18 protein-coding genes and 1 other annotated feature are annotated in these 19554 nt (G+C 36.2%); of the genes, 6 read left to right on the forward strand and 12 right to left on the reverse strand.

Annotation, left to right across the window (positions count from 1 at the left end):
- Nucleotides 1-16: 16 nt before the first annotated feature.
- The 3 genes from opp3C to MHH98_RS18260 form a co-directional block, all read right to left on the reverse strand.
- Nucleotides 17-1036 (reverse strand): oligopeptide ABC transporter permease, encoded by a 1020-nt coding sequence (gene opp3C / locus MHH98_RS18250; RefSeq protein ID WP_038179627.1) that lies wholly within the window; start codon nucleotides 1034-1036, stop codon nucleotides 17-19.
- Nucleotides 1036-1968, reverse strand: coding sequence for an oligopeptide ABC transporter permease (opp3b, locus tag MHH98_RS18255; RefSeq protein WP_038179629.1), 933 nt, complete (start codon nucleotides 1966-1968; stop codon nucleotides 1036-1038). The genes opp3C and opp3b overlap by 1 nt, the downstream gene beginning before the upstream one ends.
- A gap of 218 nt (nucleotides 1969-2186) precedes the next feature.
- A complete protein-coding gene (locus MHH98_RS18260) occupies nucleotides 2187-3884 on the reverse strand; it encodes a peptide ABC transporter substrate-binding protein (protein ID WP_038179631.1) in 1698 nt (565 codons plus the stop codon).
- Nucleotides 3885-4131: 247 nt separating this feature from the next.
- On the opposite strand from MHH98_RS18260, the gene MHH98_RS18265 reads away from it, so the two are divergent.
- Nucleotides 4132-4476, forward strand: a complete 345-nt coding sequence (locus tag MHH98_RS18265; RefSeq protein WP_038179633.1) for a DUF3899 domain-containing protein — start codon at nucleotides 4132-4134, stop codon at nucleotides 4474-4476.
- 60 nt (nucleotides 4477-4536) lie between these two features.
- Nucleotides 4537-4754, forward strand: a binding site (T-box leader).
- Between the two features lie 45 nt (nucleotides 4755-4799).
- Nucleotides 4800-5789 (forward strand): tryptophan--tRNA ligase, encoded by a 990-nt coding sequence (trpS, locus tag MHH98_RS18270; protein WP_038179635.1) that lies wholly within the window; start codon nucleotides 4800-4802, stop codon nucleotides 5787-5789.
- A 390-nt stretch (nucleotides 5790-6179) separates the two neighbouring features.
- Here trpS and fabF read toward each other — a convergent pair whose 3' ends face one another.
- Both fabF and MHH98_RS18280 read right to left on the reverse strand, forming a co-directional pair.
- The gene (gene fabF, locus MHH98_RS18275) at nucleotides 6180-7415 is read right to left on the reverse strand and encodes a beta-ketoacyl-ACP synthase II (RefSeq protein WP_038179637.1); all 1236 of its coding nucleotides are present in this window, start codon (nucleotides 7413-7415) and stop codon (nucleotides 6180-6182) included.
- 31 nt (nucleotides 7416-7446) lie between these two features.
- The gene (locus MHH98_RS18280; RefSeq protein ID WP_038179639.1) at nucleotides 7447-8385 is read right to left on the reverse strand and encodes a beta-ketoacyl-ACP synthase III; all 939 of its coding nucleotides are present in this window, start codon (nucleotides 8383-8385) and stop codon (nucleotides 7447-7449) included.
- 193 nt (nucleotides 8386-8578) lie between these two features.
- On the opposite strand from MHH98_RS18280, the gene MHH98_RS18285 reads away from it, so the two are divergent.
- Nucleotides 8579-8773 (forward strand): YjzD family protein, encoded by a 195-nt coding sequence (locus MHH98_RS18285; RefSeq protein ID WP_038179641.1) that lies wholly within the window; start codon nucleotides 8579-8581, stop codon nucleotides 8771-8773.
- Between the two features lie 89 nt (nucleotides 8774-8862).
- Here the strand turns inward: MHH98_RS18285 and MHH98_RS18290 are convergent, their stop codons facing one another.
- Nucleotides 8863-11004, reverse strand: coding sequence for an ATP-dependent Clp protease ATP-binding subunit (locus tag MHH98_RS18290; protein WP_340713343.1), 2142 nt, complete (start codon nucleotides 11002-11004; stop codon nucleotides 8863-8865).
- Nucleotides 11005-11238: 234 nt separating this feature from the next.
- Here MHH98_RS18290 and MHH98_RS18295 point away from each other — a divergent pair, with 234 nt between their 5' ends.
- The gene (locus tag MHH98_RS18295) at nucleotides 11239-11943 is read left to right on the forward strand and encodes a Crp/Fnr family transcriptional regulator (RefSeq protein ID WP_235175672.1); all 705 of its coding nucleotides are present in this window, start codon (nucleotides 11239-11241) and stop codon (nucleotides 11941-11943) included.
- 77 nt (nucleotides 11944-12020) lie between these two features.
- Here MHH98_RS18295 and MHH98_RS18300 read toward each other — a convergent pair whose 3' ends face one another.
- Both MHH98_RS18300 and MHH98_RS18305 read right to left on the reverse strand, forming a co-directional pair.
- Nucleotides 12021-12329 carry a metal-sulfur cluster assembly factor gene (locus MHH98_RS18300; RefSeq protein WP_038179643.1) on the reverse strand — a complete coding sequence of 103 codons (309 nt, stop codon included), beginning with the start codon at nucleotides 12327-12329 and terminating at the stop codon, nucleotides 12021-12023.
- A gap of 52 nt (nucleotides 12330-12381) precedes the next feature.
- Nucleotides 12382-13149 (reverse strand): alpha/beta fold hydrolase, encoded by a 768-nt coding sequence (locus MHH98_RS18305; RefSeq protein ID WP_076065649.1) that lies wholly within the window; start codon nucleotides 13147-13149, stop codon nucleotides 12382-12384.
- Between the two features lie 122 nt (nucleotides 13150-13271).
- Here MHH98_RS18305 and MHH98_RS18310 point away from each other — a divergent pair, with 122 nt between their 5' ends.
- Together MHH98_RS18310 and MHH98_RS18315 are read left to right on the forward strand one after the other, a co-directional pair.
- Complete coding sequence (locus MHH98_RS18310; RefSeq protein WP_038179646.1) at nucleotides 13272-14084, forward strand: Cof-type HAD-IIB family hydrolase; 813 nt, start codon at nucleotides 13272-13274, stop codon at nucleotides 14082-14084.
- 21 nt (nucleotides 14085-14105) lie between these two features.
- Nucleotides 14106-14963 (forward strand): DegV family protein, encoded by an 858-nt coding sequence (locus MHH98_RS18315; protein WP_340709286.1) that lies wholly within the window; start codon nucleotides 14106-14108, stop codon nucleotides 14961-14963.
- 48 nt (nucleotides 14964-15011) lie between these two features.
- Here the strand turns inward: MHH98_RS18315 and MHH98_RS18320 are convergent, their stop codons facing one another.
- The 4 genes from MHH98_RS18320 to MHH98_RS18335 form a co-directional block, all read right to left on the reverse strand.
- Entirely contained in the window at nucleotides 15012-16490 is a 1479-nt protein-coding gene (locus MHH98_RS18320; protein ID WP_038179650.1) for an alpha-amylase family glycosyl hydrolase, read from the reverse strand.
- Between the two features lie 413 nt (nucleotides 16491-16903).
- Nucleotides 16904-17278 carry a YisL family protein gene (locus MHH98_RS18325; RefSeq protein ID WP_038179651.1) on the reverse strand — a complete coding sequence of 125 codons (375 nt, stop codon included), beginning with the start codon at nucleotides 17276-17278 and terminating at the stop codon, nucleotides 16904-16906.
- 131 nt (nucleotides 17279-17409) lie between these two features.
- Nucleotides 17410-18312, reverse strand: a complete 903-nt coding sequence (locus MHH98_RS18330; protein WP_038179653.1) for a fumarylacetoacetate hydrolase family protein — start codon at nucleotides 18310-18312, stop codon at nucleotides 17410-17412.
- 40 nt (nucleotides 18313-18352) lie between these two features.
- Nucleotides 18353-19543 carry a DUF418 domain-containing protein gene (locus tag MHH98_RS18335; RefSeq protein WP_235175673.1) on the reverse strand — a complete coding sequence of 397 codons (1191 nt, stop codon included), beginning with the start codon at nucleotides 19541-19543 and terminating at the stop codon, nucleotides 18353-18355.
- Nucleotides 19544-19554: the final 11 nt, after the last annotated feature.

The raw sequence follows: 19554 nt of genomic DNA on the forward strand, positions 1-19554 counted from the left end.
AACTGCTTTCCCCCTATTAATCTTTCATTTTTGGATCAAGTGCATCACGTAGACCATCACCAATTAAGTTAAAAGCAATCATTAATAGACTTATAATTGCTGCTGGAATAGCTAAAATATGAGGTTGGAACTGTATTAGCTTGTAACCATCATTAATTAAAGTACCCAAAGATGCGTCTGGTGATTGTAACCCTAATCCGATAAAACTTAAAAATGCTTCAAAGAATATCGCACTAGGAATTGTAAACATTGTGTTAATAATGATAACCGCCATAACATTTGGCAATAAATGTTTTTTAATTATACGCCCATTACTTGCTCCTAAAGTTCTAGCCGCAAGTACGAACTCTTGGTTTTTAAATTTCAATACTTGTCCTCGAACAATACGAGACATACCAATCCATCCAGTAATTGAAATGGCAATAATAATGGCCACAATACCCGGATCCATTACAAGAATCATTAAAATAACAACAATCAGTGTCGGTATTCCATATAAAATTTCAACAATACGTTGCATCGCATCGTCAACACGACCACCATAAAATGCCGAAATACCACCGTAAGCTACACCAATAACCATATCAATTACAGCTGCAACAAGTGCAATTAGTAATGAAATTTGAGTACCTTTCCAGACACGTGAGAACATATCACGCCCAAGTCCGTCTGTACCAAACCAATAGTAAGTATCAACGTTTTTCATTTCATACAAATTGACTTCTTGACCACCCATATTACCCGTACCATCAAAGATTCCCAACTTTTCTAAACCAGGTACTTTTGGAGGTAAATTTGCATGAGTTATTTCTTGCGTTTCAAAGTCATGCGGGCTAATCATCGGTCCGATAAATGACATCAGAATGATGAATAATAGTACAAATATACTCACTACAGCTGCTTTATTTTTTCGTATACGTAACCAAGCATCCTGCCAGAAACTTAAAGATGGTTTAGAAATTTTCTCAGAGTGACTGCCATCCATGTGCACGTGTTTAAAAGCTTCAGGTGGTAATTTACGATATTCATTTGTCATTATTTATTACCTCCTGTTAAACGGATACGTGGATCTACAATGCCATATAAAATATCAACAATGAAAATAACTAAAATCAATAGTACAGAAAAGAACATTGTTGTTCCCATTATTAAGGAATAATCACTAGAATTAATCGCTTTAACGAATTGTTCACCAATACCAGGAATAGCAAAGATTTGTTCAACTACAAGAGAACCTGTTACTAAACCTGCTGCTAAAGGACCCATTACTGTTATTAATGGAATTAATGCATTACGAAATGCATGCTTAAATGCAATTTCAAGGCCGCTAGCACCTTTAGCTTTTGCTAGAGTAATATAGTCAGTTCCCAATACTTCTATCATTTCTGTTCGAATGAAACGAGCTGATGTCGCTAGAGGACCCATGGCTAATGCAATTGTCGGCAAAATACTAGATTGCCAGCCATTCTCCCATAATCCAACGGGAAGGAATCCTCCCTTAACACCAATCCAATATTGTAGTAATGAAGCAAATACGAATGAAGGGATGGAGATACCAAATATCGCGATTAACGTACTGCCGTAATCCCATACAGTATTTTGCCTTAAAGCTGCAATCATCCCTAAAATAATACCGCCTATAGTACCGAGTATAAGCGCTTGAATACCTAAAAGGAATGAAGGACCAGCACGGTTAATAATTAATTCTGTAACGTTTGCACCTTTAAATTGATAAGAAACGCCAAAATCAAGTTGTACCATCTTTTTCATATATATTCCATACTGAACTGGAAGCGGTTTATCTAATCCATATTTTGCTTCCACCGCAGCTAACTGTTCGTGGGTTAGTTTAGGTGAGCTAGCTATAGGGGAACCCGGCAACATCTTCATCAAGAAGAACGTAAATGTTGCAATCAGGAATAATGTTAGTATCATATACAATACTCGTTTTAAAATGTACTTTGCCATTCTTGCACCTCCTAAAATAGTGGTCGTAACTATGGAACTCATAGAAATATCTCAATTAGAAAATTCTTTCCTTTGTAAATGTTGTTATTAACAAAACCCTTAGTAGCATGATTTTCCAATTAGTTAATATCTGATTAAAAAGAGAGTATATGGCTTAAAATCAACCACATACTCTCCCTATTCAGGGTTTTAGCATAATCTCATAAAATTGAATACTATTATTTACCTGAGATATATGTCCATTTATAACTATATTGAGCACCAAAGTTATGTTTCACTAAACCTTTAACATAAGGTTTTTGAAGTGCCATAGTACCACGTTGATAAATAGGTGCAAGCGCTGCATCTTCTTCAATCAATGTTTTTTCTGCATCTGCCATTGCTTTCCAACGTTTTGCTGGCTCAGTTGCATAAATTGTTTGAGCATCTGTTACTAATTTATCGTACTTTTCAGATGCATAGCTCATATTGTTTTGTTGACTATCTGATAACCATAAATTTAAGAATGTGTATGGATCTTGGAAGTCTGGAGCCCAACCTGCAACTTGGATATCGTAATCTTGTTTAGAATTCAAATCAACACGTACTAAGAAAGGAACTTCTTTTAGTTTAATACTTAAACCAGGTAGATTTTTTTCTAATTGGTTTTTCAAGTACTCGTCCATTTTTTTAGCTAAGTCACTATCATCGCCTAAGAAGTCTAATTCAAGTTTGTCGGTTCCAAGTTCTTTAAGACCTTTTTCCCAATATGATTTAGCTTCTTCAAGGTTGTATTTGTTCATATCTCCGTTTACTTCACGGAAGTCTTTACCCTCTTCATCAAATGTGAATTCAGCTGGAATTAGGTAGTTAGCTTCGAATGAACCATTAGCTAATACTGCTTTAGTTAAATCTTCTTTGTTGAAAGCCATAGAAATTGCTTTACGAATGTTTACATTTGCAAGAGCTGTATCTGTTTTACCATCACGTTTTTGGTTTAATTTCAAGTAGAAAGGTGAAGATTCAACGTCTTTCACTACATCTGGATTGTCAGCATATTGCATTGCAAATTCACCTGATAGTCCTGCACGGTCTTTTTTACCAGAAGTGTAAAGATTTAATTGAGTCTGAACTTCCTTCACTACGTCAACATTGATTGTGTCTAGTTTTACATTATCTTTGTCCCAGTAGTTATCATTTTTAGTATATTTCCAAGTTAATCCTGTTCCATCCCAGCCTTCAAGAACGAATGGACCATTGTATAAAGTTGTATCTGAGTTTGAAGCGTATTTTTTACCTTGCGCTACTACGAATTCTTCTTTTTGTGGTAAGAATGTACTTAGTGAAATTAAAGACAAGAAATAAGGAACTGGTTTTTCAAGTGTAACTTCTAGTGTTTTTTCATCTAGAGCTTTTACACCAAGGTCAGCAGCTTTTGCTTTACCTTTACCAATTGCATTTGCGTTTTTAACTACTCCATCCATCATATATGGACCATACTCAGATCCAGTTTTAGGATCAATTGCACGTTTCCATGCATATTCGAAGTCATTAGCAGTTACTGCAGAGCCATCTGACCATTTAGCATCACGAATCTTAAATGTGTAAACTGTACCTTCTTTGTTTACTTTTGGTTCTTCAGCAGCCATCGCTGGAATTGGTAAGTTTTCTTGATTTAAACGATATAATCCTTCATTAACGTTGTTTAAAACGTTAGATCCTACTACATCTGTTACTAATACTGAGTCCATTGTTGGAATTTCAGCAGTTTCCATAACATTTAGTTCTTGAGTTGCATCAACACTACCTGAATTTTCTTTGCTACCACTACCAGATTCTTTGCTTGTATCTTTGTCATTTCCTGTGCCACAAGCAGCTAAGAAAACACTAAGAACAAGGATAAGACTTGATAGCCATACTAGTTTACTTTTCTTCATGTATAACTAATCCCCCTTGAATTTTCTGAAAAATCATTACATTGCTAATTATACATATTCAAAAAAAGTTGTACAGTAACCTTTTGATAAAAATGTCTTTTTTTGACGTATACTTGATATTCAAATGTGATAACATCAGTATTTATCAGCACAAAGTTCTAATATTCTGAATATATAATGATGTGAAATTTCTTTGATTTTTCAACTTATTTCAACTAAAATGAATACAGAATTGGAGGTTATTAGCTTGAAAAAGAAAGGTATTCTCTTCTTAGCACTGCAATTTTTAATCGTGATCATCATGTTCTTCCAATATAAAATGCTAAGATTAATCGATTACATTAATATTTCATTTATCATAGGAGCTATTGTACTTTTTGTAGGACTCACCTCATATATTCTATCATCTGGATTTTTTGACATTTTCACGGTTAGTATGCGTAAGGTTTTTGTGAAGTCATCTAGATTAGAGGATGTTAAAAGTATGAGAGCCCCATCTGAAATTGTTTCAATGCCCTATTTGGGTATTTTACAAATCGGTGGAGCTACCATTATGATGATGTTCATTGCCCTTATTTTTTATTATTTGTAATCTGTAAACGATTGCTTGATTTTTGGCTTGGTACTATATTATAATCACACAAAGTAATATAGAAAAACGAAGACGAAGAGTAGTACATTTATGTCGTATGTAAAGAGAGTCTGTGGTTGGTGCAAACAGATGATACGCTAAGTGGAATGGACTTCCGAGTTAACTTTGCGAACCTTTATGTAGTAGCTCTGTTCGTTTACCTCACGTTACGAGGATGAGTGGTCGATTTATCGACAAGCTTGGGTGGTACCGCGGATTCAACATCATTCGTCCCTATTTAGGAGACGCATGATGTTTTTTTATATCCAAGGAGGAATTTAATTATGAAACGTATTTTTTCAGGTGTACAACCAACAGGTGTCATTACATTAGGTAACTACATTGGTGCATTCAGACAGTTTACAACTATGCAAGACGAGTACGATTGTATTTTTTGTATTGTTGATCAACACGCAATTACAATGCCACAAGACAGTAAAGAACTTCGTAACAGCATCCGCACGCTTGCTGCAACATATCTAGCAACAGGTATTGATCCAGAAAAATCAACACTATTTATTCAATCAGAAGTACCTGCACATGCACAAGCTGGATGGATGTTACAATGTATTTCTTACATCGGTGAACTTGAGCGTATGACACAATTCAAAGATAAATCTACTGGTAAAGAGGCGGTTTCTGCAGGCTTACTTACTTACCCACCACTTATGGCTGGAGATATTCTTCTATATAACACAGATATCGTGCCAGTTGGTGACGACCAAAAACAACATTTAGAACTTACACGTGACTTAGCTGAACGTTTCAATAAACGGTACGGTAAAGTATTCACGATTCCTACTATTCAATTACCAAAAAGCGGAGCTCGCATTAAATCACTTCAAGAACCAACGAAGAAAATGAGTAAGTCCGATGAAAACAAAAAAGCAACAATCCGCCTTCTAGATACTCCAAAAGAGATCGAGAAGAAAATCAAATCTGCCGTGACAGATTCTGAAGGCGTTGTTACTTTCAATACTGAATCTAAACCTGGTGTCTCTAATTTACTAACAATTGAAGCATCTTTAACAAATGAATCAATTGATAATCTTGTAGCAAAATACGCTGGGCTGGGTTATGGTGCTTTCAAAGCAGGAGTTGCTGAAAGTGTTATTAATCATCTAGCACCTATCCAGGAACGTTTTAACGAGTTAATCGATTCACCAAAATTAGATGATATTTTAGATACCGGTGCTGAAAAAGCGAACGCTATTGCAAGCGCAACAATCAAGAAAATGGAAGACGCGATGGGCCTTGGGAGAAATAGACGATAACTAGTCCAATACTTGAGCCGATGAAAATTTTGAAATCGACTGTATGCAAAATGAACATAAAAACGGCTGTCCAAGTATATCCTAGTGCTCGGTAGTTCAAATACAGAATCATGTGTGTTGAACTTATTACAATCAGACCGTAAAAAGTTAAGAAAAATAGTAAGCGCATTTGCATATTTCCTTTTCTAGTTTTTATTACTATATGAAAAAATGACTTCGTTATAACTAACGAGGTCATTTTTATATAAAAATATGATGTTCTTACTAATTAATAATCTTTCACTTACTATAATGAAATACATCACTATTCCAGTAATCATTTAATTTAAACAACAAAATTGTATAGATAAAAAACCACAGGGTATTCACCCTGTGGTCATTTATAACTTATTAAAACTTTTTAAATAGTAGTGAGGCATTATGACCACCAAAACCTAGTGAATTACTTAAAGCATAAGTAATTTCTTTTTCTCTAGCACCGTTAGCAACATAGTCTAAGTCACATTCAGGATCTGCTGTTTCCAGATTCATCGTTGGAGGGAGAATACCTTCTTTTAATGCAAGTACTGAAAAAATTGCTTCAATCCCACCTGCTGCTCCAAGTAGATGACCTGTCATCGATTTCGTTGAACTCATCGCTAATTTATACGCATGCTCACCGAATACAGTTTTCACAGCTTTTGTTTCAAATAAATCATTATACGGTGTACTTGTACCATGAGCATTAATATAACCAATTTCTGTTGCATCAATTCCAGCATCATCAATCGCTTGCTTCATTGCACGTGCTGCACCTTCACCCTCTGGAGCAGGAGCTGTAATATGGTGCGCATCTCCAGTTGAACCGTACCCTACAACTTCACCATAGATTTTTGCGCCACGTTTTACTGCATGTTCGTATTCTTCTAAAATAACAATACCCGATCCTTCGCCGATAACAAAACCATCGCGATTAGCATCGAATGGACGAGATGCAGTTTGCGGATCTTGGTTTAATGTAAGTGCTGTATTTGAGCAAAATCCTGCAACCGCCATATTCGTAATTGGTGCTTCTGCTCCTCCAGTAATCATAACATCAGCATCGCCACGTTCAATAACTTTGAACGCATCACCAATTGAGTTTGTACCAGATGCACAAGCTGTTACTGAACATGAGTTAATAGCTTTTGCACCAAAGTGGATAGATACTTGCCCTGCAGCCATATCTGGAATCATCATTGGTACGAAAAATGGACTAACACGTCGTTGTCCCTTTTCAAGGAAATTGCGGAATTGTTGCTCATACGTCTCCATTCCACCAATACCAGAACCGATCCAAACACCTGTACGAAGACCAACTTCAGGAGTTATTTCTAACCCTGCATCTTTTACAGCCATAATAGACGCCGCTAATGCGTAATGTGTAAAACGATCCATCTTACGTGCTTCTTTACGAGGAATGTATGCTTCAATATCAAAATCCTTTACTTCTGCAGCAACTTTTGCAGGAAATTGCTCAGCATCTATACGTGTTAATGGACCGACACCACTTTTTCCTTCTTTAACCGCTTTCCATGTTGTTTCTACATCATTTCCTAAAGGTGTTACAGCACCCATTCCTGTAACAACTACTCGACGTTTTGTCATGTTATTTTAACTCCCTCTTTTCTTTGTATTGTTATTTTCCCCAGCGCATTGCAACGGCGCCCCATGTAAGGCCGCCACCAAATCCAACGAGTACGAGTAAATCGCCATCATGAATTTTGCCGGCTTCTAGTTCTTCTATTAATGCATTGCCAATTGAAGCAGACGATGTATTGCCATATTTTTTAATAGCAGTAGACATCTTCTCCTCTGGCAAATCTAGTCTTTGTCTTGCAGATTCCATAATTCGAATATTCGCTTGATGCGGAATAAGGAAATCAACGTCTTCCTTAGTGTATCCAGCTTTCTCTATGACATTTAATGCTGATTCACCCATTTGACGTACTGCAAATTTGAAAACTTCACGGCCATTCATCTCAATATGGCCTGCGTCATTTTGGAACAAATGCTTTCCGCCTGAGCCGTCTGAACCTAGCTCAAATGATAAAATTCCTCGATTTTCAGATACTTTACCCATCACAGCTGCACATGCACCATCGCCGAATAGGACAGCAGTATTTCGATCTTCCCAGTTTGTAATTTTCGAGAGTTTTTCAACACCAACTATTAATACATAATCATACGTATTAGATTCAATGAATTGCTTAGCCGTTACCAATCCATACATAAATCCTGCACATGCAGCGGACAAGTCCATTGCAGCTGCTTTGTGTGCACCGAGTTGGTCTTGTATCATACACGCTACACTCGGAAATGGTCGGTCAGGTGTTACGGTTGCAACTAAAATAAGTCCGATTTGATCAGCCGAAATTCCAGCATTAGCTATTGCATTTTTTGCAGCTTCAAAAGCTAAATGAGAAGAGTTATGTTCATCTGATGCGATTCTTCGTTCTTCAATTCCTGTTCTAGTGCGAATCCATTCATCTGATGTATCCATTATTTTTTCTAAGTCAGCATTTGTGACTACGCGATTAGGGATACATCTTCCTAAGCCTATTATTCCAGCGTTCATGAAGTAGCGCCTCTTTTCTTTTGTTATCAATTATTAGTACCTGGTAATAATTATAACGAAAGATTTATATTTTTTCAACACTTCGTCAATTTTTGTCCAAATAACGGGGCATAATAATGAAAAGATTCTTTTATTTAAATGTGGCTATATGATATGATAGAACAGGTAAAAAAGTTAGTTAGAGGTGAAATTAATGAGATATATTATGCTATTTTTCTGGTCAGCATTATTAGTTTCTGTACTGAACTACGTAGTAAGTTCAATTCAGAATGTTGGATTTAACTTAAATCTTGGATTAGGGCTTTCAGTAGTTTTCTCTGTATTCTTAATTATTATTAGCAATGTTATTCCAAACGAATCACCTAAACAAGTAGGTCACCAACAATAATGAAAATCCTGTCCAAAGATTGGGCGGGGTTTTTTTCTTTTAAAAAAGTCTGAGCAACCTTTTTTCATGGTTGCTCAGACTTTTTATCTTTACGCTGGTTCTTTTTGAATTGTTACTTTACCATCTTCCATTGAAATATCTAGTCTATCCCCTGGTACTGTCTCCCCTTTTAATAATTCTTTTGCAACGAGCGTTTCAATGTGTCGCTGTACAAATCTTCTTAAAGGTCTTGCACCAAAAGTTGGATCTATTCCTTCTGCTACTACCCACTGGATGACATCTTCATTTACTTCTAGTTCAATTTCTTGTTCAGCCACTCGTTTTTGTAATAACTGAATATACTTCCAAGTAATTTGATAAAAATGTTCGTTTGTTAATGAATGGAACATTATGATATCATCGAGTCTATTTAATAACTCTGGTTTGAAATGCTCTCTTAAAGACGCCATTACTAAATCCTCAACAGCATGTTCACTATTTTCAGGCATATTGAGTAAATAACTTGAACCAATATTAGATGTCAATATGATCACTGTGTTTGTGAAATTAACCATACGCCCTTGGCTATCGGTAATACGACCATCTTCTAGAATTTGTAGCAAAATATTCGCCACATCGGGATGTGCCTTTTCAATTTCATCTAATAATACTACTGCATATGGGTTTCTTCGGACAGCTTCTGTTAATTGACCGCCTTCTTCATAACCTACATAGCCTGGAGGTGCCCCTACTAAGCGAGATACACTATGTTTTTCCATATATTCAGACATATCAATTCTAATGAAATGATCCTCAGAGTCGAATAATTGAGCAGCTAATGCTTTTGCTAATTCTGTTTTCCCGACACCAGTTGGACCTAAGAATAAGAAAGACCCAATTGGTTTTTGTGGATCTTGAATTCCTGCACGCGCTCTCCAAACCGCTTCTGTCACTAACTGAACAGCTTCGTCTTGACCGACAACTCGCTCTTGTAATGTAGCTTTTAAGTTGAGTAATTTCTCTCGTTCGCCTTCAACTAATTTTGTTACAGGAATACCTGTCCATCTTGAAACGATTGAAGCTATTTCTTCAGCTGTCACATCTTCTCGTAGTAGACGATCATTGCCTTGTTGCAAAGTCTGCTCTAGTTCTACTAATTCTTTTTCTAATTCAGGAATTTTACCGTGACGTAGCACCGCTGCTTTATTTAGATCATAATTATTTTCAGCTTCTTCTAAATCCCTACGATAACGATCAAGTGTTTCACGTTTTTCTTGGATAACATGAAGAGAAGATTTTTCTGCTTCCCATTGCTCACGCATATTAGAAGTAGAATCTTTTAGCTCCGATAATTCCTCACGAAGTGCTACAAGTCGTTTCTTACTTGCGTCATCTTTTTCTTTCATCAAAGCTTGCTCTTCGATTTCAAGTTGCATTGTACGACGTGTTACTTCATCTAATTCTTGTGGCATCGAATCTATTTCTGTACGAATCATCGCACAAGCTTCATCGATTAAATCAATCGCTTTATCTGGCATAAAACGCTCAGTTAAATAACGATTTGATAATTCTGCAGCAGCGACAATTGCTCGGTCATGAATTTTGACAGCATGATGTAGTTCGAAACGTTCTTTTAAACCGCGTAAAATAGAAATCGTATCCTCTACAGATGGTTCACGAACTAAAACTTGTTGGAAACGACGTTCAAGTGCTGGGTCCTTTTCGATATACATACGGTACTCATCTAATGTAGTTGCACCGATACAATGTAGCTCACCTCTAGCTAACATTGGTTTGAGCATATTCCCTGCATCCATCGCACCATCCGTTTTACCTGCACCAACAATTGTATGAATCTCATCAATAAATAGGATGATTTGCCCTTCACTTTCTTTGACTTCTTTCAAGACACCTTTTAAACGCTCTTCAAATTCCCCACGATATTTGGCACCAGCGATTAATGCACTCATATCCAACTCATAAATTTTACGGTCTTTTAATCCTTCTGGTACATCTTTTTTGACGATACGTTGCGCTAATCCTTCAACAATCGCAGTTTTACCAACACCGGGTTCACCGATTAATACAGGATTGTTTTTTGTTTTACGTGATAATATTCGAATGACATTACGGATTTCTTGGTCTCGACCAATAACAGGGTCCATTTTGCCATTTTTCACTTCTTCTACTAAATTACGTCCAAATTGTTCAAGTGGACTTTTTTGCTCTTCATTATTCATATTCATTTGCATTATAGTTCACTCCTTATTTGACCTTTTTTGACCTTTTGATTAACTACATTATATTATCGTCTTCCCATGAAAGTAAAGTGATTTGTTTGACCTTTTTTGACTAAAATAATTTCCCATTTCTAATATGTTTTTAATCAAACATCCATGTCATCAAATAGGTGAAAAAAGAGAATTTCAAATATTGCCCAATTGCAAGAAAACAGTATGTTATAATTGTGAAAAACAGCAGAGGTTGTGAAAATTTTGGAGGAAATTGAAACTATCCCACCTAAGATCCATTCACTTTTCAAAGAGCATGGTACAGTTGTCAAATTCGCCAAAGACACCCCTATATTCTTAGAAGGTGACCGTACCCAAGATGTTTTTTTTGTTGTATCTGGACAAGTGAGAATTTCAAAAGAAACTGCAAGTGGGAAGGAATTAACGATTCGTATCTGTGGTAGTAATAATTTAATTGGTGAAAGTACTATTTTTAGTTCTCTAGATTATAATTCAACAACAGCTACAGCTATGGAAACGACTACTATTTTAACTATCGATAACAACATGCTTGAACTCTATCTAAGTCAAGAACCGTCATTGATGATTGCATGTTTGCGTTGGATACAGTTGCAAAATATGAAAAGTCAATCTAGACTCCGTGATTTATTACTACATGGAAAAAAGGGTGCACTCTTTTCTACTCTAATACGATTAGCAAACACTTATGGTGAAAATTTAGATGATGGCTCAATCCATATTAACTATAAATTAACCAATAATGAGCTGGCTAATCTTTGTGCCACTAGCCGAGAAGTCATTAACCGTATGTTAAATGACCTGAAAAAGAATAATATTATTACATTTGACAAGAGTACAATCACAGTACTTAATTTACAATTTCTAAAAGATGAATGTGAATGCGAAAACTGCCCTCTTACTATTTGTAGAATTGACTAACCTCAGATATTATACCCATTTACAAATTTAAAAAACCCGCTCGACTTTTCAAGTCAGAACGGGTTTTCTTTACAATATTAGCGAATACCTAAAGCTATTTTCGCATAACGTGACATATTGTCTTTATTCCATGGTGGATTCCATACAATATCAACAGTTACCTCGCTAATTTCTGGTAATTCAAATAGTGCTGTACGGATTTGGTCAACAATAACTGGACCAAGCGGGCAACCCATTGATGTTAATGTCATTGTTACTACACATAATCCTTCTTCAGATAAATCCACTTCATATACTAAACCTAAGTTGACAATATCAATACCTAACTCAGGATCAATTACGTTTTCTAAAGCGCCGTAAATACTTTCTTTCATATCTGCATCCATAGTGTTTCCCCTTTCTGCATAGTGTTTATCCCATCATAACAAATGAAATGACTTATGCCAAATGGTCTGCAAGCCATTTTGTTGCCGCAATCATTCCTGGACGAGATACTTTATGCCCTGCTTGTTTATCGACGATAAAGACAAGATCTTCAGGATGTTCTGCATAATCTGCTTGTATACTCTCATAAAATTGATATGTAGGCGCAAATGGAACCATATGGTCTTTCTTACCGTGCCAGAATAACACTGGACGGTTAGCCATTAATTCAGGTTGTTTTGACATATCAAAGTAACTAAGTGTTTGTTCCATTTTCTGAAGCTCTTCATCAGATATTGGAATTTTAAAACCTCTTTCTTCAAACTGGGCCATCTGTGCTTTTGATAGCTCCACATAACAAGGTGAACCCATCATAACTGATGCCGTTTGAATCCAAGGGTATACACGTAAGCAACCTAATGTAACAATTCCACCCATAGAAGTTCCTGCCAAACCTATTTTACCTTCTGGCAGCAAACCTTTTTCTATTAACTGCTTATGTAAAAAGTCGACTTCTTCAATTGAAGTTAAGATTACTTCCCAAAAACGCAAACTAAGTTGCACTTCATCTAGCCCTTCATCACGTTCACCATGAAGGTAAGCATCTGGTAAAAGTACTCGAACGCCTCTTTCAACTAGTTTATATGCATAGTGCAAATTATGTTCACTCGCACTCATAAAGCCATGGAGAAAAATGACAACTGGTGATGCTGATGTTACTGTCTCTTCATCATAAATGTGAAGTAACGGAATTTTACCCCACTGTTCTTGTTGAACCTTCACTGCATTCACTCCTTGATAGTTTATTCTAATATCGTAACAAAAATATTTGACGGTGACAAAGTTTTGACGAACAAGTAAGATTAACGATACACTCTATTATAGTAGGAAAGGAGTTTTTTCATATGGTACAACCACATTTGATTGTTTTAGATTTAGACGGTACACTTTTAACCGACGAGAAAGTTATTTCTGAAAAAACAAAACGCACTTTACTACAGGCGAAAGAAGCAGGTCATCAAGTTATGATTGCTACGGGTAGACCGTATCGTGCGAGCAAAATATACTATCAAGAACTAGGTTTACATACACCAATCGTCAACTTTAATGGAGCCTTCGTACATCATCCAACTAACACTTCATGGCAAACACTTCATAGCCCAATAGAGTTATCTGTAGTAAAAGATGTTGTCGAATCAATTCACCATTATGAAATTGAAAATTTAATAGCTGAGGTTATGGATGATGTGTACGTTCAATACCATGACCAAAAAATCTTAGATATTTTAACAATGGGCGAACCAAAAGTAACTACTGGTATATTACGTGATTATTTAAAAGATAATCCTACAAGCCTTTTAATTCAAGCTAGCTCTTCGAATGTACCCTTAATTCGTCAACATTTAGCAGACACAAAAGCAGAGCTTATCGATCATCGCCGTTGGGGCGACCCTTGGGAAGTAATTGAAATCGTTCGTCGTGGCATGCATAAAGCAGTCGGGTTATCGCATGTTGCAAAGGATTTACAAATCCCTCGCGAACGTATTATTGCATTTGGCGATGAAGATAATGACTTAGAAATGATAGAATACGCAGGTCTTGGAGTTGCTATGGGTAACGGTATTGGACAGCTCAAAAACATTGCAGATGAAATAACACAAACTAACAATGAGGATGGTATAGCTAACCTCCTAATTGATCGACTAAACCTAAAATAAATTACACTAGGAGGTAAATAAATGAGAATCTATGCAGATAGCGCTTCTGATTTACCTAAATCTTTTTATGAAGAAAATAATGTAACACTAATCCCTTTACGAGTTCATATGAACAACGAAGAATATGCAGATGTCGTTGGTGTCGATGTCTTGAAAGTATACGAATTTATCCGTCAAGGCGGACAGCCAAAAACTTCTCAAGCATCGCCTGAATTGTTTTTAGAACTTTTCGAAGAGCTAGCAAAATCAGGTGAGGAGGGTCTTTATATAGCCTTTTCATCTGAATTATCTGGTACATACAGCACTGCTGTAATGATCTACAAACAAGTAAAAGAACAATACCCTGATTTAAAATTAACAATCGTAGATTCTAAATGTGCTTCACTTGGCTATGGTCTAGTTGTTAAGGAAGCTGTTCGCCTCCGTGAAGCAGGTTTAAGCCTAGACGAAATCTCAGAAAAAGTTCGTTTAAATGCGCAACATATGGAACATTTCTTTACAGTAGAAGATTTAGATTATTTAGCACGCGGTGGACGCGTTTCAAAAGCAAGCGCATTTATCGGTGGCTTACTTAGTATTAAACCGTTACTTCATGTGGAGGATGGTAAACTCATACCTATAGAAAAACATCGCGGACGTAAGAAAGTGATGAAACGTATCTTAGACAAGATGGAGGAAACAGGTGATGGTTTAAGTGATCAAGTTATTGCCATTAGTCACGGAGATGATTTAGCCGCTGCTGAAGAGATGAAAGCTATGATTATGGACAAATTCCAGCCTAAAGCTGTCGAAATCCATTTGATTGGTTCTGCAGTTGCATCACATGCGGGCCCTGGTACTTTAGCTATTTTCTTCTTAAATCAGTACCCTTCCGCTTAAAATACAAAATCCCTTAGAGATAACTTACATTCTCTAAGGGATTTTAATTTAGTTATTTTTTGCTTTTCGATTTTTTTTACTTCTACGTAACACTAATACGATAAATGTTATGAAAAGTACATAGACAAAACCTAATGAAATCATATATGAAATATTCAAGCCAGTATGTTCTTTTACTTGATATAGTTCGACGATTTCTCGATCAACCACTAGTCGGTATATGCCCTTATCTTTCGGACGCACGATATCACTTTCTAATAAGCCATGTAGCTCTTTGTTTTCTCCAATAATATCTTTACCTAAATCAATATGCTGTGTATTTTTTGTGTTGTTCACAACGACAATCCACTGTTCGTCATTAGAAGAGCGTTCAAATACAATGAAACCATCTTTATTCTTTAATAGTTTAAAGTCCCCAGTACGAAGCGTCTCTGATTTATTACGAACAGATTGCACGTCGCCTATGTATGAAACGATGTCATCCTTCGTTTTGAAATCAAATACTGCATGTGATTCAGGGGCTTGTTCACCATTTTGTGCAATTTCAGTACCATATGTCATTACCGGTACACCAGGTAACGTAAACATTGCAGCCATCGCAACTTTAATACGTGTCGGTGGATACATATTTTCATTTGCAGAAGCAAATGTAAAACGAGAGCTATTTAAACTATCTAACATATTAGCTGAAGGTTTTTCTGCATCGTCTTTTTTAATTGTGCCAAGTGGTTGTTCCACTTTTGACGAATCCATATCGACATTTTTGAAAATCGATTGATAAATATCGATTGTCTCTTTATTAACAGACATATCAAAATTTGCATCGCTGTCTTCGGAAGATATAACATAGATATTTTTATTTGTATTTTTTAATGACTCAATCATCTCATTTAAAAATGCTGTATCACTATTACCTAAATTAGTTAAGCGAATACCATCAATATCGTATTTCTGAGCAAAATCAGTTGCTGCATTAATTAATGCCTCTTGTACTTCAGGATTCTCTGTATTCCAATTAATACGACCGTTATCAGCGGTTTCGTACCATTCTGAATTAGCTTTATCTTTAGCCCAGACGTGATTTTTGCTAACATTATTTAGCGGAAAATCAATCATTAGCTTCATTTTGCCTTTATGAACATCAGCAAGCAAAGATTTAAATTCTTTTGCTGTACCAAAATGACGCTCAATATTTTCGTAATCCACTACCGCACTTCCATCATATGATTCAGTTGAAAAAATCGACCCAATCGATAGAACGGTGAAACCCATATCTTGAATATGTGTTAACTTAGTAGCAATCCCTGTAAGGTCACCACCAGCAAAAGCATTTTGATCTCGAGCATCTACATTATAGTCATTTTCGACCGATGAATTAAAATAACGATCCACTAAGAGATCATAGATACTTTCATCTTTAATATTATGCGTCACTTCAGTCTCGGCCTTCGCAATAGGTGCAAACCCCATTGTCGTAGCCAAAAGCGCTGACGCAACTACCGTACTAATCCACTTTGCAACGTTCACTTATAGTCCTCCTCTGCAGAACTGTCCAACGTAATTTTACCAAACCCCCACCATCCCCGCTACGCTTTAACACCAAAAACAACCGAAACAAAAACAAATTCGACAAAAATGTGAATTTACTTAAATGCTGAAAGCGCTCGTTTAGCTACTAAACCTATCAAATGGAAACTCCCTATAAACTTGTTTGTTGCGCTAACTGCATTGTTTGTTGCGCTAAGTGGCTCCTTTGTTGCACTAACTTCATCATTTGTTGCGCTAAAGCCAATGTTTGTTGCGCTAACTGCACCCTTTGTTATTTAGCAGAATATTCACGTCCTAAAAATGCGTATATTACTGTATAAAAATCATCTTTTCCAATAAAAAAAACAACCACACAACGAGATTCGTCATGTGGCTGTTTATCATGCCAGTTATTAAGCTAAGAAGTGCTCACCCATTGGTAATTTAAATCCTAGGAACATAGTGATTAATAAGAATACTGCAAATAGGATCCAGAACATAGTTGTTGGTTTGCCTTTTGCTTTTCTTACTAATACCATTTCCATCATACCGATAACTAAAATACCACCAATGAATTTGAAACCATAAAGCATACCCATATTAAAATCCATACCTTTAGCAAATAATGCGCCACCAGTAATGATGATTAGAATATAGAATACACGTAAAATCATATGCGTTACTTTTTGTCCTTTTGTACCACTTTGCATAGCAGCAGAAACTAGGAACAAGATAATTGCGATTACCCAAGTTGTAATGTGTAAATGGGTGCTAGCTAAAAAATCCATTAATTACCCCACCTTAAATAGTTTTAATAATCATTAATATCCTATCACGAGGTGAAAAACTATACAAATATAACAGACCGATGGAAATTCATCCACCGGTCTATAGTAATATCTATAATATGCTAAAAAGCTTATTTAAAACGGTTTACTAGAGTTCCAATACCCTCGATTGATACTTTTACTACATCACCAGATGATAAGTATGTTGGTGGGTTCATACCTTTACCAACGCCAGCTGGAGTACCTGTTAAAATTACGTCACCCGGCTCTAAAGTTACTAATCTAGAAATCTCAGAAATGATTTCTTCGATTGTGAAGATCATGTCTTTTGTTGAACCATTTTGGCGAATTTCATCATTCACCTTTGTAACGATTGATAAAGAATGCGGATTAGGAATTTCATCTTTTGTTACTAAATAAGGACCCATTGGACAAGCGCCATCTAGGCTTTTCCCTAAGAAGAATTGCTTGTGCTTTGCTTGTAAATCACGTGCAGTGATGTCATTTGCAATTGTATAACCAAATATATAATCATATGCTAGTTTAGTAGGGATGTTTTTACCCTTTTTACCAATAACAACTGCTAATTCACCTTCATAGTCAAGTGCTGAAGTGACGTCTGCATGTGCAGAGATTGTTTGCTCATCTGCAGCAATTGAAGTTGGTGCTTTTGTGAAGATCATTAAATTTTCTGGAGCAGATTCAGCGCCCATTTCTTTGGCGTGATCTTGATAGTTTTTACCAACACAAATAATATTTTTCGTTGTACGTGGAATTGGTGCTAACCACTCAATTTCCGTAAATGCATATTTAAATTGCTCTGGGTTCTCTGAATTCTGTGCAGCTTCTACAAGTTTACGAGATTGTTCTACAAACTCGAAACCAGCTGTCATCCCCTCTACAATTGTTGTAGCGAAAGAAGGTAGTACTTGAAGAGCTTCTTGGATTGCTAAAACGTCCCATACAGCTTCTTCTTTTTTTACTTTCGGACCAAAACTTACTACATCGTTATAACGAAATGATAAAATTTTCATGAATATTGGCACTCCTTCTTTTTTTTCAATGATACATTAATTATCGACTAATTTCCTCTTTTTTCTGTAACATTTTTCCGTAAGTTAATCTTTTCCACACTGCTTCAACCGGTCCTTGTTTAAATTTCAGGAACCAAAGCTCCGCAAATACTATCTGCAGAACAAAAATCCCAACAGCTAACCACGTAACGGTATCGACACCGATTTTACCATATAATCCTAATCCATAGTGATAGAAAATGAATGTTCCAATAATAGACTGCATTAAATATATTGTCATTGACATGCGTCCTGCCTTTGCAACAGGCGACAATATTTTTGTGAATTTAGGAATTTGGCATAATAGGACGATTAGCCCCGCATACCCTATCGCAAGAATTGGACCACCGAAAGAAACTTGCACATAATCAAGGAAAAGATTGCGCTCTAAATTATATGGCAACATTTTAAGTGCCACTCCAACCGGTAGAGTAATAACAGTTAAAGCAATCCAAAACACTCGTTTTTCCTTTGCACGTTCAACTAGTTTCCATTTGGATGCAGCAGCCCCTAATAACATATAAGGTAAAATTGTAAACAACGCCACAATCCACATACTTGGGGATGCCTGTACTTGTAAATCTGCTAGGCGTTGCATGAAAGCCTCTGTCCAAGAACCGGAGCCGTAAGCCGCTATTGCACTTTCGATAGCTGTTATGTCAACAAAATCTGAAAAATCAGTAGACTCTTCCACCAATGATGCTAATCCCATTAATACCACTAAAAAGCCATGTACAATTCCATATAATACGCCACCAATTGTTAATAACCAAACTGGTTTCAGACGTAACAGGATTAATAAAAAGAAACCACAAAATGCATACGTCATTAGAATGTCTCCCCACCAAATAAGGAAGGCATGTAACACACCAATGCCAAATAACACACCTAAACGTTTCGATCCAATCTTATAGAAGTTGTCACCTAACTGTGTTGCTTTCGTAAATTGCATTGCTAAACCATATCCAAATAACATTGAAAATAGTGGATAAAAGCTTCCTTGCACAAAAATATCTAGCCACTGATGATATTGTTTATCTATTGGCGATTCGAACCAAGTTTTTAAATCAATATGTGGCGAAGGTGTACTAAACGCAAACATATTTACTAAAAAAATACCTAGCAAACTAAAACCTCGTATTATATCGAGCGTATCAATCCTTTTTTGCATAGGTGTTGGTGTTAAATTCAAATGCTTTTCCT

The sequence above is a fragment of the Viridibacillus sp. FSL H8-0110 genome, from assembly GCF_038003565.1.
GTDB classification, from domain to species: domain Bacteria; phylum Bacillota; class Bacilli; order Bacillales_A; family Planococcaceae; genus Viridibacillus; species Viridibacillus arenosi.

Bases quoted from the DNA above. Each gene is read 5' to 3' on its own strand.
- opp3C (WP_038179627.1), bottom strand. From the start codon at position 1,036: ATGACAAATGAATATCGTAAATTACCACCTGAAGCTTTTAAACACGTG.
- MHH98_RS18325 (WP_038179651.1), bottom strand. From the start codon at position 17,278: ATGGATTTTTTAGCTAGCACCCATTTACACATTACAACTTGGGTAATC.
- MHH98_RS18330 (WP_038179653.1), bottom strand. From the start codon at position 18,312: ATGAAAATTTTATCATTTCGTTATAACGATGTAGTAAGTTTTGGTCCG.
- MHH98_RS18290 (WP_340713343.1), bottom strand. From the start codon at position 11,004: ATGCAAATGAATATGAATAATGAAGAGCAAAAAAGTCCACTTGAACAA.
- MHH98_RS18280 (WP_038179639.1), bottom strand. From the start codon at position 8,385: ATGAACGCTGGAATAATAGGCTTAGGAAGATGTATCCCTAATCGCGTA.
- fabF (WP_038179637.1), bottom strand. From the start codon at position 7,415: ATGACAAAACGTCGAGTAGTTGTTACAGGAATGGGTGCTGTAACACCT.
- MHH98_RS18310 (WP_038179646.1), top strand. From the start codon at position 13,272: ATGGTACAACCACATTTGATTGTTTTAGATTTAGACGGTACACTTTTA.
- MHH98_RS18260 (WP_038179631.1), bottom strand. From the start codon at position 3,884: ATGAAGAAAAGTAAACTAGTATGGCTATCAAGTCTTATCCTTGTTCTT.
- trpS (WP_038179635.1), top strand. From the start codon at position 4,800: ATGAAACGTATTTTTTCAGGTGTACAACCAACAGGTGTCATTACATTA.
- MHH98_RS18315 (WP_340709286.1), top strand. From the start codon at position 14,106: ATGAGAATCTATGCAGATAGCGCTTCTGATTTACCTAAATCTTTTTAT.
- opp3b (WP_038179629.1), bottom strand. From the start codon at position 1,968: ATGGCAAAGTACATTTTAAAACGAGTATTGTATATGATACTAACATTA.
- MHH98_RS18300 (WP_038179643.1), bottom strand. From the start codon at position 12,329: ATGGATGCAGATATGAAAGAAAGTATTTACGGCGCTTTAGAAAACGTA.
- MHH98_RS18285 (WP_038179641.1), top strand. From the start codon at position 8,579: ATGAGATATATTATGCTATTTTTCTGGTCAGCATTATTAGTTTCTGTA.